The organism is Arthrobacter sp. UCD-GKA (genome assembly GCF_001863355.1).
Taxonomy (GTDB): Bacteria; Actinomycetota; Actinomycetes; order Actinomycetales; family Micrococcaceae; genus Paeniglutamicibacter.
This window is the reverse complement of the sequence record NZ_MOLR01000008.1, coordinates 34688-49254: the sequence shown is the minus strand read 5'-3', so window position 1 is coordinate 49254 and position 14567 is coordinate 34688. Positions and strand designations below refer to the sequence as shown.

Below are 14567 nucleotides of genomic sequence, written 5' to 3'. Positions count from 1 at the left end.
CAAGGCAAAAAACGCCGCGGGGCCCGACAGGAATGAACTTCCTGTCGGGCCCCGCGGCGTCAAGCGGCAGGGCCGCCATGGGTTTTAGCGGGTGTAGGCTTCCCACTTGTCGGACTGGTGCTCGCCCTCGACGAAGCGGATGGTGCCCGACTTCGAGCGCATCACGATCGACTGGGTGTGGATGCGGCCGTTCTTGTAGCGCACCCCGCGCAGCAGGTCGCCGTCGGTGATGCCGGTGGCGGCGAAGTAGCAGTTGTCGCTGGTCACCAGGTCGTTGGTGGTCAGCACGCGGTCCAGGTCGTGGCCGGCGTCGATGGCTTTCTGCTTCTCGTCGTCGTCCGTGGGCCACAGGCGACCCTGGATGATCCCGCCCAGCGACTTGATGGCGCACGCGGTGACGATGCCCTCGGGGGTTCCACCGATGCCCATCAGCGCGTCCACGCCGGTGCCCTCGCGGGTCGCGGCAATGGCGCCGGCAACGTCGCCGTCCATGATGAACTTGGTGCGTGCGCCGGCGGCACGGATTTCATCGACCAGCCCCGCGTGGCGCGGGCGATCCAGGATGCACACGGTGATCTGGGAAACCTTCTTGCCCTTGGCCTTGGCGATCAGGTGCAGGTTCTGCTTGACCGGCAGGCGCAGGTCGACCAGCTCGGCGGCCTCGGGGCCGGTGACCAGCTTTTCCATGTAGAAGACCGCGGAGGGGTCGAACATCGAACCGCGGTCGGCCACGGCCAGCACCGAGAGGGCGTTGTTGATGCCCAGGGCGGCCAGTCGGGTGCCGTCGATCGGGTCAACGGCAACGTCGCACTCGGCGCCGGTTCCGTCGCCCACGCGTTCGCCGTTGAACAGCATGGGGGCTTCATCCTTCTCGCCCTCGCCGATGACGACGACGCCATTGAAGGAGACGGTGGACAGCAGCGAGCGCATGGCGTCGACGGCCGCGCCGTCGGCGGCATTCTTGTCGCCGAACCCAACCCAGGGGCTCGAGGCAATGGCAGCGGCCTCGGTCGCGCGCACCAGCTCAAGGGCAAGGTTGCGGTCCGGTTCGGCGTCGCCAACTGAAAGTCGTGGGGACAGGTGGGCAAAATTCGTGGCTTCAGTCACGGTCTTCCTCGTCGTTGAGATCTGTTCGTTTGCCGGGGGCCAACACCGTCCATCATATCTCCCGAGGTCAATTACGCCCTTTCGGCACCGACTTGCGTTTCGTGCCATCCCGGGGCGGCGGCCGGCGCCGGGCCTGTTTAGATTCTGCGGGTGCCATGGGCGAGAATGGAGGGGTGAGTGAACACCCCGAAAGCCCCGCCGTGCCCGCAAACACCCCAGAGCCGACCGAGACCCCGGCCGCGGTGGACACCGCCGTGCCGTCGAACGCCGCCGGCCAGGTGCCTGACACCGGCCAGGAACCGGCCCCGAAGCCGCTGCTGACCCCCTCACAGGCCAAGCGGGCCAACCAGACGCTCAAGGGCATGATCATCTCGGTGGTGCTCACCGTGGCCGTGGCGGTTCCCGTGATCCTGATCAACCCGCCAAACAAGGCCGACACCTACCGCGCGCCCGTTGACATCGCCGCTGTCGCCTCGCAGGCCGCCCCCGACGCCGATTTCACCCCGTGGGCCCCGAACCTGCCCGAGGGCGACTACGTGAACTTTGCACGCTGGATCACCAAGAACGTCGACGGGATCAAGTACTGGGAGTTTGGCGTCGTCACCAAGGACGACAAGTTCGTGTGGGTCCGCCAGACCGCCAAGACCAACCCGTCGTGGCTGGCCGCCGTGACCCAGGGCGCTACCCCCGCGGGCACCCACACCGTGGACGGGACCGAGTGGGAGCTGCGGAAGAAGGAGAAAACCCAGGTGTTGATCGCCACGCGCGGCCAATCCACCATCGTGCTCTCCAGCGACAGCGGCACCGAACCTCTGGAGAAGCTCGCCGGCCTGGCCCAGCGCGAGATCCCGGCCAACTAGCGGTCCATTGCCCGCTGCATTCCGGACGCGGCGTTCGGCGGACACCACGGCAAGCATGAGACTTTCCCCACATCCGGCGTCCCCGGCGCGCCGCGGGATAGCGTTTCCACGGGGCTTCACGAAACACATGGATTTCAACCCGGCACCGGTGTTGCGTCTATGCTAAAAAACATGAACCCACCCGAAGCCGAGGCATCCGCCGACCACGTACAGTTGACCCCCGCCCAGGCCTGGCGGAAATTGCGTGAAGGAAATTCCCGTTTCGTTGCCGGGCACACCGACCACCCGAACCAGGATGCGTTGCGCCGCCAGTTCCTGGTTGACAAGCAGCACCCCTTCGCCGTGATCTTCGGCTGCTCGGACTCGCGCCTCGCGGCGGAAATCATCTTCGACCTCGGCCTGGGCGACGTGTTCGTGGTGCGCACCGCCGGGCACGTGATCGACTCGGCGGCGCTGGGCTCTCTGGAGTACTCGGTGGCCATGCTCAACGTCCCGCTGATCGTGGTCCTGGGCCACGACTCCTGCGGCGCGGTGACGGCCACCATCGATTCGGTGGAAAGCGGAACCATGCCGCCGGGCTTCATCCGCGACCTGGTTGAGCACATCACCCCGTCGGTGATCACCGCCCGCCGCAACGGCATCCGTGACGTGAACACCACCGTGGTGGAGCACGTGCAGCAGACCACCCACCGCCTGGTCGAACAGTCCCGGATCATTTCCTCCGCCATCGACGAGGGCCGCACCGCGGTCATCGGGGTGACCTACCGCCTGGCCGAGGGCAAGGCGGAAATGGTTTCCGGTTTCGGCGTGCTCTAGGCACCACCGTCTTGGAACCGGCCGGCCCCCGGGAGCCGGCCGGTTTTTTCATGCGCGCGAGGTGCACCAAGCTGGCTTTTATTCCCGTGTTCGCCGTTCGCACGAACTGTGCGCCCGGCCACTGCCGAAGCGGGGGCTTCGGGCGTACCGTGGGTGACATGGACACTTCCGCTGACTTCCGCATTGAACACGACACCATGGGCGAGGTCCGGGTACCGGCCGCCGCCCTCTACCGGGCGCAGACCCAAAGGGCCGTGGAGAACTTCCCGATTTCCGGCAAGAAGCTGGAGCCCGCGCACATCCGGGCGCTGGCCCAGGTGAAGAAGGCCGCGGCGCTGGCCAACCTGGAGCTCCGGGTGCTTGATGCCGAGCGTGCACTGGCGATCGTCGAGGCCGCGGACGAGGTCGCGGACAACAAGTACGACGAGCATTTCCCCATCGACGTGTTCCAGACCGGTTCGGGCACCTCGAGCAACATGAACATGAACGAGGTCCTCGCCGAGCTGGCGACCCGCGCGCTCGCCGCGGCCGGATCCGAGACCATCGTGCATCCCAACGACCACGTCAATGCGTCCCAGTCCTCCAACGACGTCTTCCCCACCTCGGTGCACGTCGCGGCAACCGCCGGACTGCTGGGCGACGTCGTCCCGGGCCTCGAGGTCCTGGCGGCCTCGCTGGAGGCCAAGGCGGTTCAGTTCAAGGACGTGGTGAAGTCCGGGCGCACCCACCTGATGGACGCGACCCCGGTGACCCTGGGCCAGGAATTCGGCGGCTACGCCGCGCAGATGCGCTACGGCGTCGAGCGCATCATGGCCTCGCTGCCGCGGGTGGCCGAGGTGCCGCTGGGCGGCACCGCGGTGGGCACCGGCATCAACACCCCTGACGGGTTCCCGGAGCGCGTCATCGAGCTGCTTGCCGAGGACACCGGGCTGCCGCTGACCGAGGCCCGGAACCACTTCGAGGCCCAGGCCAACCGCGACGGGCTCATCGAGGCCTCCGCCCAGCTGCGCAACATCGCGATCTCGCTGATGAAGATCAACAACGATTTGCGTTGGATGGGCTCGGGACCGAACACCGGGCTGGGCGAGATCGCCATCCCCGACCTGCAGCCGGGCTCCTCGATCATGCCGGGCAAGGTCAACCCGGTGATCTCCGAGGCCGCGATCATGGTCGCGGCGCAGGTGATCGGCAACGACACCGCGATTGCCTGGTCCGGGACCAACGGGGCGTTCGAGCTGAACGTGGGCATCCCGGTGATGGCCTCGAACCTGCTCGAGTCCATCCGCCTGCTGGGCAACACCAGCCGGGTCATGGCCGAGAAGATGGTCGACGGGATCACCGCGAACGTGGAGCGCGCCCGCTTCCTGGCCGAGGCCTCCCCCTCCATCGTCACCCCGCTGAACAAGCTCATCGGCTACGAGAACGCCGCGAAGATCGCCAAGAAGGCCGTCGCCGACGGTCTCACCGTGCGCGAGGCGACCGTGGCCCTGGGCTTCGTGGAGCGCGGCGAGGTGACCGAGGCACAGCTCGACGAGCTGCTCGATGTCACCACCATGACCGGCAAGCACTGACGCCCACGCAGCATCCCCGGTCCGCGGCGGCCCGTCCAGGAAGGTTCCATTTCCCTTCCCCGGCGGGCCGCCGTTTGCATGCCCGGGCGCCAGTGCCGCGGGACGTGCCGTGAGCGACCCCACTTAAGTTGCACTCAACAACCAATAGTGCAAAACTGCACTCTGTGAAGAATAGTGCAAATGAGCTTCCCGCCGAGCCGGCCACCCCGCCAACCCTCAGCGCCCGCATGCTCAAGACCCGCCTGTCCATCTCGCGGAACGCGCGCGAGCTGACGGCCGAGCACGGCTTCGCCGGATTCACCGTCGAGGAACTCTGCGCCCGCGTCGGGATCTCCCGGCGCACCTTCTTCAACTACTACGCCACCAAGCTCGACGCCGTCTTCGGGCACGCCGAGGACGGGCTCTCCGCCGAGGCGCTCGAGCGGTTCATGAACGCGAGGCCCGCCGGGACCACGGGGATCTCCCCCACGCTGCTGGCCGACCTGGTGACCCTGGTGCTCGAGCAGCTGCGCCTCGACGACGCCGAGATCCGCGGGGTCCACGGGTTCTTCACGATCCTGCACCGCGAGCCGGAACTGCTCGCCCGCATGATGAAGGTCGGCCCCGAACGCCAGGCCGAATTCACCGCCCTGGTGGCCAAGCGCGAGGGCGTGGCGGCCGACCACGGCGGCATCGGCGTGCTGGTGCACGTCCTGCAGTTCGCGACCCACCGGGCCATCGAGCGCTATCTGGCCTCCCCCGAAGGCCCCTCGCTGGAGGAAGAATTCCTCTCGGTCATGAACCAGACCCGGGAGCTGTTCGGCCAGCACCTGCTGCACGAGCCCCAGGCTCCCGCGTCCTGACCCGGCGCTCCGTCGCCGCCACGCATTTTTCCCACCACACGCAAGGAAATCCCCTTATGGCCACCACCACCGCGTCCCGGAAATCCCCGGACCCGGCACCGCTGCTGCTGACGCAGCGGCGCATCTGGATCATCTTCTCCGCGCTGATCGCCGGCATGATGCTCTCTTCCCTGGACCAGACCATCGTCTCCACCGCCATGCCCACCATCGTGGGCCAGCTCGGCGGCGTCGAGCACCAGGCGTGGATCACCACCGCCTACCTGCTGGCCACCACCATCGTCATGCCGATCTACGGCAAGTTCGGCGACGTGCTGGGCCGGCGCAACCTCTTCCTGATCGCCATCGCGCTGTTCACCCTGGCCTCCGTGGGTGCGGCGTTCGCCGGGACCTTCTGGATGTTCGTGTTCTTCCGCGCCATGCAGGGGTTGGGCGGCGGCGGGCTGATGATCCTCTCGCAGGCCATCATCGCCGACATCGTCCCGGCCTCCGAGCGCGGGAAGTACATGGGCCCGCTGGGTGCCATCTTCGGCCTTTCGGCCGTCGCCGGTCCGCTGCTGGGCGGCTTCTTCGTCGACCACATGACCTGGCAGTGGGCGTTCTACATCAACATCCCGATCGGCATCGGCGCGTTTTTGATCGCCTGGTTCGCGTTGACCATCCCGAACAAGAAGTCCACCAAGAAGATCGATGTGCTCGGCGTGCTGCTGCTCTCGATCGCCACCACCTGCCTGATCTTCTTCACCGACTTCGGTGGGAACAAGAACCACGGCTGGGCCGCCCCCGAGACCTGGGCCTGGGGCGTGGGCATGCTCGCGGCCATCGTGCTCTTCGTGATCACCGAGGCCCGCGCCGAGGACCCGATCATCCCGCTGTCGCTGTTCAGGAACCCGATCTTCGTCAACGCCACGGCCATCGGCTTCACCCTGGGCCTGGGCATGTTCGCTGCCATCGCCTTCGTGCCCACCTTCCTGCAGATGTCCTCGGGCACCTCCGCGGCGGTTTCCGGGCTGCTGATGGTCCCGATGATGGTCGGCATGATGGGCACCAGCATCTACTCCGGCATCGCGATCACCAAGACCGGCAAGTACAAGGGCTACCCAATCGCCGGCGCCCTGGTCACCGCCGGGGCCATGCTGGCCTTCACCACGCTCTCGGCGACCACCCCGCTGTGGCTGATCTGCGTGTACCTGTTTGTCTTCGGCGCCGGGCTGGGCCTGATCATGCAGGTGGTCGTGCTGGTGGTGCAGAACGCCGTGGACCCCGCCATGGTCGGCACCGCAACCTCCACGAACAACTACTTCCGCGAGGTCGGCGCGTCCCTAGGCGTGGCCATCTTCGGGGCGATGTTCACCAACAGGCTCTCCGAGAAGCTCACCGACGTGTTCACCGGCGCCGGGGCGAGTGCCGCCGATGCGGGCAACGCCACCGCGACGCTGGACCCGCAGACCATGGCGCAGCTGCCCGAGGCCGTGCGCGAGGGCATCGTGAACGCCTATGCGGACTCGCTGGCCCCGGTGTTCTGGTACCTGATCCCGTTCATCCTCATCGCCTTCGTGCTGGCGCTGTTCCTCAAGCAGGTCAAGCTCTCGGACACCGCGGGCATGGTCGCCCGCGGCGAGGCCATCGGCGGCGAGGAAGCCAAGTCGCTGGAGGACGCGGCCCGCTTCGGTGGCACGGCCGTGGTCGGCACCACCGGGGCCCCGGAGGCCGACGCCCACGAACCGGGGGCGAACCGCTAAGGGTTTTCCCCACCAGGCATCGGTGCCCCGCAAGACCGTGTTCCATTCCCGCACCGGGAATGGAAGGGCAGGTCTTGCGGGGCACTTTTGCGTTCTGCAAGTCCGCGTCGGGTCAGGCCCGGTCCGCGTTGCCGGTGATGAAGTGCCCGGATTCGGTGGGCTCGAGGGTCCAGTCAATGGCGCGTTGGTGTTTGGGCGGCACTTTGGGCATCGCGTCGAGACCGAACCACCCGACCTCGAGGTTCTCGTCGTCGTTGACCATTGCCTGGCCGCCCAGGTACTCGCCGGCCAGGATGATATCCAGGTATTGGGCGCGGTCCCCGTTGGGATAGAGCGCCTCGTCGGTGGTGGCCACACCGACCAGGCGGGTGATGGCGCAGTGCACCGCGGTTTCCTCGAACACCTCGCGCACCGCCGCGACGGCCGGCTCCTCGCCGGGCTCCAGGATGCCGGCGGGAAGCGTCCATTTCCCGTTGTCGGCCCGGCGGACCAGCAGCACCCGGTCCTCGTGGATCACCACGGCCTTGACCCCGGGCAGCCACAGCGGGTCGTTGCCGATCTTTTCTCGCATCTTCACAATGAATTCGGGTGTGGGCATGGAAGGCCTCGGGCACCTTTCGTGGTTTGGCTTGCTTCTTGGCTATCCGGCCACGGCCAGGGCGACAGCGGCGCCCACCAGCATGAACGGGCCAAAGGCCACCGAGGAACGCAGCGTGACCTTGCGGGCCAGCAGCAGCGCGATCGACCACAGGGCCCCGACGATGAAGGCGAACGCCGTGGCCCACAACAGGTGGGTGTAGGACAGGAAGCCGAGGTAGAGCCCCAGCACCGCGGCGAGCTTCACGTCCCCCAGGCCCATGCCCGCCGGTGCGATCAGGTGCAGCACCAGGTAGCCGGCAAAGAGGATCACCGCGCCCAGCGCCATCCGCAGCAGGGTCATCGGCTCCCCGGCCAGCAGCGCGGCCGCACCCAGCAGCACCAGGGCGGCGATGAACCACGGGCCCAGGATCCGGTTGGGCAACAGGTGCGAGCGGAAGTCGATGACGGTCAGGCGCACGGCGTTGTACAGGTAGAGCGCCAGGGCCAGGGCGGCCAGGATTCCGGCCACCGTGGCCAGCGCCTGCGGGGAGGCAAACCAGTGCAAAATGAGTTGCGGCATGGGCCAAACCTTACGCGGTGGGGTGCCCCGGTGTCAGCGGCGGCACGCTGTCCAACGGGCAAAGCCGTGCGGCGGGGACCTCGCTAGACTGAAATCATGGAACAGTTCAATGGTGAGGCCGTCTTCCCGGATCCGGACCGGGCACCCAGCAAGGAACTCATGGGGCGTTTCCGCCGTCTGGCCCGTTCCTCCCCGTGGCTGTGGAACACGCTCCAGGTCACCATCTCCGTCACCGACGCCGAGCAACATGCGATCGCGTTTGCCGCCCCGAACCTGCCCAAGCAACTCACGGTGCTGATCAGGCGCCCCGATGCCATCCGCGTGGAGGATGAGTCCGGCGCGGTGCTCTTCCGCACCGAACACATCAACGACTCCCGCGACGCCAGCTTCGTGGCTGCCACCCGCAAGAGCTGGTTGCTTCCCCCGCAGCTGCTGGCCCCGGTCTACGGGGACGATGGGCTGGTTTCCCGGCGCCCGGAGGCCGACTACGTCAACGAGTTGATGCCGGTGGGGCTGTGGAGCGCGTTCCTGGACCCGGTGGAGGTCGCAGGCTTTGCCCCCGGGCCGGCCGACATGGCCTTCCCGCATCCCAGCACCATCCATTCCCTGCGGTCCATCGTGGACGATTCGGGACGCGAGTGCCTCGAGGCGGTGCTGTCCCGCGGCCACTCCTACGCACCGCTCATGCCCGAGGCTCCCCTGCTGGGCGAGGGAATGACCCGGATCCGGCTGGATCGGGCCACCGGAATCTGCGTGCTGCGCCAGGTGCTGGACGGTCCCGAGGCCGGGGTCGAGCACCGGATCGCGATCACCGCCGTGGACGAATACATGATCGACGGGCTGTTCACCCAGCCGCTGTCCTCGCTGTCCGACGTGCGCCGGGCCCCGCTGTGGCCGATCCCCGGGTTGGCCGACTATCCCGGGCCCGAAGCGCCCGAGCACGCACGGCACCGGGGCGGGCCCGCGGCCTGAACCGCGCGCCCGCACCCGGGGATTCCCGTTCCTAGTGGATCCGGTCCTCGAGCAGCTCGGTGACCAATGCGGCGATCTCGGAGCGCTCGGAGCGGGTCAGGGTCACGTGCCCGAAGATGTGGTGGCCCTTGAGCTGTTCGACCACCGCCGCGACGCCGTCGTGCCGACCCACCCGCAGGTTGTCGCGCTGGGCCACGTCATGGGTCAGGATGACCTTGGAGTTCTGGCCGATCCGCGAAAGCACCGTGAGCAGCACGTTGCGCTCCAGCGACTGGGCTTCGTCCACGATCACGTAGGCGTCGTGCAGGGACCGGCCGCGGATGTGGGTCAGCGGCAGCACCTCGAGCATGCCCCGGCTCAAGACCTCGTCGATCGCATTCTTGGACACCACCGAGCCCAGGGTGTCGAACACCGCTTGGGCCCACGGGTTCATCTTGTCCGCCTCGGCACCGGGCAGGTACCCCAGTTCCTGGCCGCCGACCGGGTAGAGCGGTCGGAAGACCATGATCTTGCGATGTTCGCGGCGTTCCATGACCGCTTCGAGCCCGGCGCACAGCGCGAGCGCCGACTTGCCGGTCCCGGCCCGGCCGCCGAGCGAAACGATGCCGATTTCCTTGTCCATCAGCAGGTCCAGGGCCAGGCGCTGCTCGGCGGAGCGCCCGCGCAGCCCAAAGGCCTCGCGGTCCCCGCGCACCAGGCGCACCAGGTGGTTGCGGTCCACCCGTCCCAGTGCCGAGCCGCGCGGGGAGTGCAGGATCAGCCCGGTGTTCACCGGCTGCTCCGCGGCCTCCTCGAGTTCCAGGGATTCCTCGGCGTAGAGCGCCGACATGTTTTCCTCGGACACGTTCATTTCATGGACGCCGGTCCAGCCGGAATCCGCGATGAGCTCGTTGCGGTATTCCTCTGCGATCAGACCCATGGCCGAGGCCTTGATGCGCATCGGCATGTCCTTGGAGACCAGGGTGACATCCAGCCCCTCGTCCAGCAGCGACTTGGCCACGGCCAGGATCCTGGTGTCGTTGGCCGAGTTGCGGAAGCCCACCGGCAACACGTCGGGGGCAATGTTGTTCAGCTCGATGCGCAGGGTCCCGCCCTGCGTCCCCACCACCATGTCCTTGGCCAGCCCGCCGTGCCTGGACCCCAGGTCCTCCAGGGTCCGCAGCGCCTCGCGGGCGAAGAACCCCAGGGTCGGGTCGTTGCGCTTGTGCTCGAGCTCGCTGATCACCGTCAATGGCAGGACCACGTGGTGCTCGGCAAAGCGCAGCATGGCGTGCGGGTCCGCGATCAGCACCGAGGTGTCCAGCACGAAGGTGCGGGCACCCTCCTGCGGGGCCGGTTCGGTGGCGCCCGCAATGGATCCGGCGGGTGAGCTGGTTGGGTATTCCTGGTTCGCTGCCAAGTCTCGCTCCTCGCGGGGAGATGCTCCCCGAATCGGCGGGCGATGACGGCCTCATCACCCGTTAATCCCCAACATACGCGCACATCAACGGGCATTCCTAGGGTGCGGAGCGAGTCGTGATGAAGACGAGATTAAGGTTCCGGGACTCCGGGGTGTCCGGAAGGTTGCCGCGACGGGCGCTGCAACCTCAGGAACCGAAGCGGCGTTGCCGGTCGGCGAAGTCGCGCAGCGCGCGCAGGAAGTCCACGCGCCGGAAGTCCGGCCACAGCGCCTCGCAGAAGTAGAACTCGGAATAGGCACTCTGCCAGGTCAGGAATCCGGAGAGGCGCTGTTCGCCCGAGGTGCGGATGACCAGGTCCGGGTCCGGCTGTCCCTTGGTGTACAGGTGGGTGGCCAGCTGGTCCGGATCCAGGCCCTGGGCGATCTGTGCCGCGTTCTGCCCGTTGGCGTGGCCCTGGAGCAGCAGTGCCTTGACCGCATCGACGATTTCCTGCCGGCCGCCGTAGCCGACGGCAACGTTGACGTGGATGCCGGCGACTGCCGCGGTGGAAGCCTCCAACTCGCGCAGCTTGCTGGCCAGGTAGTCCGGGAGCAATTCGAGGTTCCCGACGGGCTTGACGCGCACGGTCTTGGTTTCGCCCAGCCGGTCAAGGGTGTTGGCGATGATGCCCATCAGGTCATCGAGTTCCTGGCTGGAGCGGTTCATGTTGTCCGTGGAGAGCATGTAGAGCGTGACCAGGTTGATATCCAGCTCCTGGCACCAGCCCAGGAATTCCAGGATCTTGTCCGCACCCGCCTGGTGCCCGCTGGCGGTGGTCTGGCCCGAAAGCTTGGCCCAGCGGCGGTTCCCGTCCACGAGCACGCCAATATGCGCCGGCAGCTTTTCCGGGGCCAAGAGACCCCGCAGCTGCCGCTCATAGAGCCGGTAGACGAATCCCGGTAGTTCCACGGCGATACTCCTGCTTTGGATAGGGGGTGCATGCGGGCGGTCCCCACGGACCGCATCCGTTGGTTAACGCTACCGGGTTCCACTGCCGGCGAGGTGTCATGACTCGGGCATTGTCCCGGGCAATAGCCCACACCGTGTCCGGCGGGGAGCGGGGAACCCGGGGAGCCTTGCGGCAGGAAGTCAGTCAACCTACCACTTGGCAAGTTAGGCTATGGGCATGATCCAACCCTCCGGAATCCACCCCCAGCCACCGGTTCCGTCCCAGCCGGACAAGCCCTTGCTGCGCGGTTGGATCCATGCCGTCACCGCCCCGCTGGCCCTGGCAGCGGGCATCGTGCTGGTGGTCCTGGCCCCGGCCGGGGCGGGCAAGATCACCAGTGCCGTCTTCGCGTTCACCGGGGTGCTGCTCTTCGGGGTCTCGGCGTTTTACCACCGTGGGAACTGGTCGCCGCAAACCACGCGTTTGCTCAAGCGGATCGACCACACCAACATCATGCTGCTGATCGCCGGCTCCTACACGCCGCTTGCCTGGGCATTGCTTCCACCCAGGTCCGCCACGATCCTGCTGGTTTCGATCTGGATCGGCGCACTGGCCGGGGTGGGCTTCCGGGTCTTCTACACCGATGCCCCGCGTTGGCTCTACACCCCGGTGTATGTGTTGCTGGGTCTGGCCTCCCTGCTGTTCATCGGGGATTTCTTTGCCGCGAACCCGGCCGCGGCAATCCTGATATGCACCGGCGGGGTCTTCTACATCGTCGGGGCGGTGTTTTACGCGCTCAAGGCCCCGAACCCGATTCCGGGCGTCTTGGGGTTCCATGAACTTTTCCATGCGTGCACGCTCGTTGGTTTTGCCTGCCATTTCACCGCGATCAGCATGGCGGTGCTGGGCACCGCCTAAGCGCCCTGCCCGCCGCGGGCAAGACCGGGCACGATCAGCGCGGCCAGCGAGGGGATGTCGCTGACCGGTGCATGGCAGATGCCTCCGCGGCACACATAAAGCCGCAGCTGGCCCTTGGGTCCGGCGGGATATCCGGCCGCATCCGCTCCGGTGCTGACCGCGCCGCGCTGGGACAGCCCCGCCAGCACCCCCAGGCGCACGGCGGAGAGCCGCTCGTCCTCGGTTCCGCCGGCCACGGCCAGCTCGGTGCTCGAGCCGTGGAGGAACCGGGCGACCACGCCCAATGCACTGCCGACCGCCTGCGGCGCCCGTTCGGCCAAGGCCGGGACGAACCCCAGCAGCATGCGAACCACACCCAGGTCGGCCTCGCTGCGCTCGAACCCGGCATCCGTTTCCCCGGAGCCAAGTTGCAGGCGGCCGGCCCTGTCCAGCAGTGCCGCGGCCAGCAGCGAGGTGGCCGCCGGCACCGCATCGTCCAGTGCCTCGGCGCTGCTCGCCCCGCCGCGCACGGCACGCACCCGCGGGTCGTTGGCTGCGCTGTCGCGCGGCCGTCCATCCTGCAGGAAGATTTCTTGCGCGGATGCCAGCACCTCGTCTGCCCGCGCGAACCACTCCGGCTCCCCCGTGGCAACCCCCAGCGACTGGAATCCCAGGGCTACCCCCGCGTAGTCCTCCAGCACGGCGTCGATGGCCGTGTTTGCCCGGCCCTGGTGGCTGATGCGGTGGAGCACTCCCCCGGCGCCCGCGGTCGCGGGAACCCAGTGCACCGCATGGAGGTAGGCGGCCGCCCCGGTGGCGAGCTCCAGCAAGCGCGATTCGCGCAGCAGCACCGACGCTTCGGCCAGCGAGGCGATGGTCAGGCCGTTCCACCCGGCAACGACCTTGTCGTCGCGGCCCGGCTGGACGCGCTTGGTTCTCTCGGCTTCCAAGGCCTTGAAGGCCCTGTCCAGTTCCGGCCATTCGAGCAGGCTGGGGGTTCTCGACAGCGCAATGGTCATGGGTGCATCCTGCGGAGGGAGGCTTGCCGTCCGGGCATCCTCGGCGGGAAGCCTGGCCCCCTCCCACAGCTGCCAGAAGACGCTGCCCGTGCCCGGAAGCGCATCGGGACGCGGCCCGGCGGGGTTGCCGCTTGGTTCGCCCAGGATCCGGGCGACCTCGGCCCGGGTGAAGACGTAGGTGGCGCCCTCGTGGTGGGTTCCATCGGGCATCACGGTGTCGGCGTCGAGCGAGGAAGCGAATCCGCCGCCGGGAAGCAGCATCCGGGTCTCCAGCCACCGGGATATGCCCACGGCCGCGACCCGGCACAGCTTGGCGACCTCGGGATCGGGCAGCTGCACGGATGCGCGGGCGTAGAGGCCCAGCAGCTGGGCATTGTCGTACAGCATCTTCTCGAAGTGCGGGATCTTCCACCCTGGGTCCACGCAGTAGCGGGCAAAGCCGCCGCCGACGTGGTCGGCCAGGGCGCTGCGGGCCATGGTTTCCAGGGTGTCCGAGGCCAGCGCGGTGGCCTGGCCGGCCGCCGATCCCAGGCCCAGCCCCGCGCGCAAGAGGAAATCCAGCACGGGGCTGGGCGGGAACTTGGGTGCCGGCGCAAACCCGCCGGTGGGGTCCTGCAAGGTGGCCAGCTTGTTCACGGCCGCTGAAACGACCGGGGCCAGCGCGGAGCCGTTGCTGCCGGTGGGCAGCGGCAGGGCACGGGTAAACATCTTGGCCTGTCCCCCGGCCACCGAGCCCAGATGGTCGGCAAGCGTCGTCGCCTGCAGTTCGAGTGCATCGCGCCGGTTCACCCAGGCGTCGGTGACCGCCTCGAGCACCTGCCCGAAGGAGGGCATGCCGGGGCGCGGGACGGGCGGGAAGTAGGTTCCGGCGTGGATGGCACGGCCGTCCGGGAGCGTGAACACGCTCATCGGCCAGCCTCCGGCCCCGGTGAGGGTCTGCGTGGCGGCCATGTAGGCCTCGTCGACGGCGGGGTGTTCCTCGCGGTCGACCTTGATCGGCACGAAATGTTCGTTCAGGTATGCGGCGACCCGGGGATCGTCAAAGGATTCGGCGGCCATCACGTGGCACCAGTGGCAGGCCGCGTAGCCGATGGACAGGAACACCGGGATGTCGCGCGCCGCGGCCTCGGCAAACGCCTCGTCCCCGTAGGGCCACCAGTCCACCGGCTGGTGGGCATGCTGGCGCAGGTAGGCGGAGGCGCTGGAGGCGATTCGTTGTCCCATGCATCAAGTCTCCACCACGAACGCCCTTCGCGT

13 protein-coding genes are annotated in these 14567 nt (G+C 67.8%); 7 read left to right on the top strand and 6 right to left on the bottom strand.

The genetic code is table 11. The features are described from left to right. Positions 1 to 84: 84 nt before the first annotated feature. On the bottom strand, positions 85 to 1107 hold the full coding sequence (gene glpX / locus BLJ79_RS14380) for a class II fructose-bisphosphatase (RefSeq protein ID WP_071215450.1): 1023 nt from the start codon (positions 1105 to 1107) through the stop codon (positions 85 to 87). Positions 1108 to 1280: 173 nt separating this feature from the next. On the opposite strand from glpX, the gene BLJ79_RS14375 reads away from it, so the two are divergent. The 5 genes from BLJ79_RS14375 (at position 1281) to BLJ79_RS14355 (ending at position 6935) form a co-directional block, all read left to right on the top strand. Further along, positions 1281 to 1967 carry a DUF4245 domain-containing protein gene (locus BLJ79_RS14375; protein WP_071215449.1) on the top strand — a complete coding sequence of 229 codons (687 nt, stop codon included), beginning with the start codon at positions 1281 to 1283 and terminating at the stop codon, positions 1965 to 1967. A 171-nt stretch (positions 1968 to 2138) separates the two neighbouring features. Then, positions 2139 to 2783, top strand: coding sequence for a carbonic anhydrase (locus BLJ79_RS14370; RefSeq protein ID WP_071215727.1), 645 nt, complete (start codon positions 2139 to 2141; stop codon positions 2781 to 2783). A gap of 158 nt (positions 2784 to 2941) precedes the next feature. Then, positions 2942 to 4354 (top strand): class II fumarate hydratase, encoded by a 1413-nt coding sequence (locus BLJ79_RS14365; protein WP_071215448.1) that lies wholly within the window; start codon positions 2942 to 2944, stop codon positions 4352 to 4354. Positions 4355 to 4518: 164 nt separating this feature from the next. Further along, positions 4519 to 5196, top strand: a complete 678-nt coding sequence (locus tag BLJ79_RS14360) for a TetR/AcrR family transcriptional regulator (protein WP_071215447.1) — start codon at positions 4519 to 4521, stop codon at positions 5194 to 5196. Between the two features lie 56 nt (positions 5197 to 5252). Continuing rightward, entirely contained in the window at positions 5253 to 6935 is a 1683-nt protein-coding gene (locus tag BLJ79_RS14355; protein ID WP_083411317.1) for an MDR family MFS transporter, read from the top strand. Between the two features lie 112 nt (positions 6936 to 7047). Here BLJ79_RS14355 and BLJ79_RS14350 read toward each other — a convergent pair whose 3' ends face one another. After that, the gene (locus BLJ79_RS14350) at positions 7048 to 7533 is read right to left on the bottom strand and encodes an NUDIX hydrolase (protein ID WP_071215446.1); all 486 of its coding nucleotides are present in this window, start codon (positions 7531 to 7533) and stop codon (positions 7048 to 7050) included. A 42-nt stretch (positions 7534 to 7575) separates the two neighbouring features. Next, a complete protein-coding gene (locus BLJ79_RS14345; RefSeq protein WP_083411316.1) occupies positions 7576 to 8094 on the bottom strand; it encodes a prepilin peptidase in 519 nt (172 codons plus the stop codon). A gap of 96 nt (positions 8095 to 8190) precedes the next feature. On the opposite strand from BLJ79_RS14345, the gene BLJ79_RS14340 reads away from it, so the two are divergent. Then, positions 8191 to 9066 carry a hypothetical protein gene (locus BLJ79_RS14340; protein ID WP_071215445.1) on the top strand — a complete coding sequence of 292 codons (876 nt, stop codon included), beginning with the start codon at positions 8191 to 8193 and terminating at the stop codon, positions 9064 to 9066. 31 nt (positions 9067 to 9097) lie between these two features. Here BLJ79_RS14340 and phoH2 read toward each other — a convergent pair whose 3' ends face one another. Together phoH2 and BLJ79_RS14330 are read right to left on the bottom strand one after the other, a co-directional pair. After that, complete coding sequence (gene phoH2 / locus BLJ79_RS14335; protein ID WP_071215725.1) at positions 9098 to 10420, bottom strand: RNA 5'-3' helicase PhoH2; 1323 nt, start codon at positions 10418 to 10420, stop codon at positions 9098 to 9100. A gap of 232 nt (positions 10421 to 10652) precedes the next feature. After that, on the bottom strand, positions 10653 to 11414 hold the full coding sequence (locus BLJ79_RS14330; RefSeq protein WP_071215444.1) for an isoprenyl transferase: 762 nt from the start codon (positions 11412 to 11414) through the stop codon (positions 10653 to 10655). Positions 11415 to 11631: 217 nt separating this feature from the next. Here BLJ79_RS14330 and trhA point away from each other — a divergent pair, with 217 nt between their 5' ends. After that, a complete protein-coding gene (trhA, locus tag BLJ79_RS14325) occupies positions 11632 to 12312 on the top strand; it encodes a PAQR family membrane homeostasis protein TrhA (protein WP_071215724.1) in 681 nt (226 codons plus the stop codon). Here the strand turns inward: trhA and BLJ79_RS14320 are convergent. After that, positions 12309 to 14534, bottom strand: a complete 2226-nt coding sequence (locus BLJ79_RS14320) for a thioredoxin domain-containing protein (protein ID WP_071215443.1) — start codon at positions 14532 to 14534, stop codon at positions 12309 to 12311. The two genes, trhA and BLJ79_RS14320, sit on opposite strands and share 4 nt — an antisense overlap. Positions 14535 to 14567 lie beyond the last annotated feature (33 nt).

Excerpts from the sequence above, each read along its gene's own strand:
- BLJ79_RS14320 (WP_071215443.1), bottom strand. The coding sequence starts at position 14,534 with ATGGGACAACGAATCGCCTCCAGCGCCTCCGCCTACCTGCGCCAGCAT.
- BLJ79_RS14350 (WP_071215446.1), bottom strand. The coding sequence starts at position 7,533 with ATGCCCACACCCGAATTCATTGTGAAGATGCGAGAAAAGATCGGCAAC.
- BLJ79_RS14345 (WP_083411316.1), bottom strand. The coding sequence starts at position 8,094 with ATGCCGCAACTCATTTTGCACTGGTTTGCCTCCCCGCAGGCGCTGGCC.
- trhA (WP_071215724.1), top strand. The coding sequence starts at position 11,632 with ATGATCCAACCCTCCGGAATCCACCCCCAGCCACCGGTTCCGTCCCAG.
- BLJ79_RS14355 (WP_083411317.1), top strand. The coding sequence starts at position 5,253 with ATGGCCACCACCACCGCGTCCCGGAAATCCCCGGACCCGGCACCGCTG.
- BLJ79_RS14365 (WP_071215448.1), top strand. The coding sequence starts at position 2,942 with ATGGACACTTCCGCTGACTTCCGCATTGAACACGACACCATGGGCGAG.
- BLJ79_RS14370 (WP_071215727.1), top strand. The coding sequence starts at position 2,139 with ATGAACCCACCCGAAGCCGAGGCATCCGCCGACCACGTACAGTTGACC.
- BLJ79_RS14340 (WP_071215445.1), top strand. The coding sequence starts at position 8,191 with ATGGAACAGTTCAATGGTGAGGCCGTCTTCCCGGATCCGGACCGGGCA.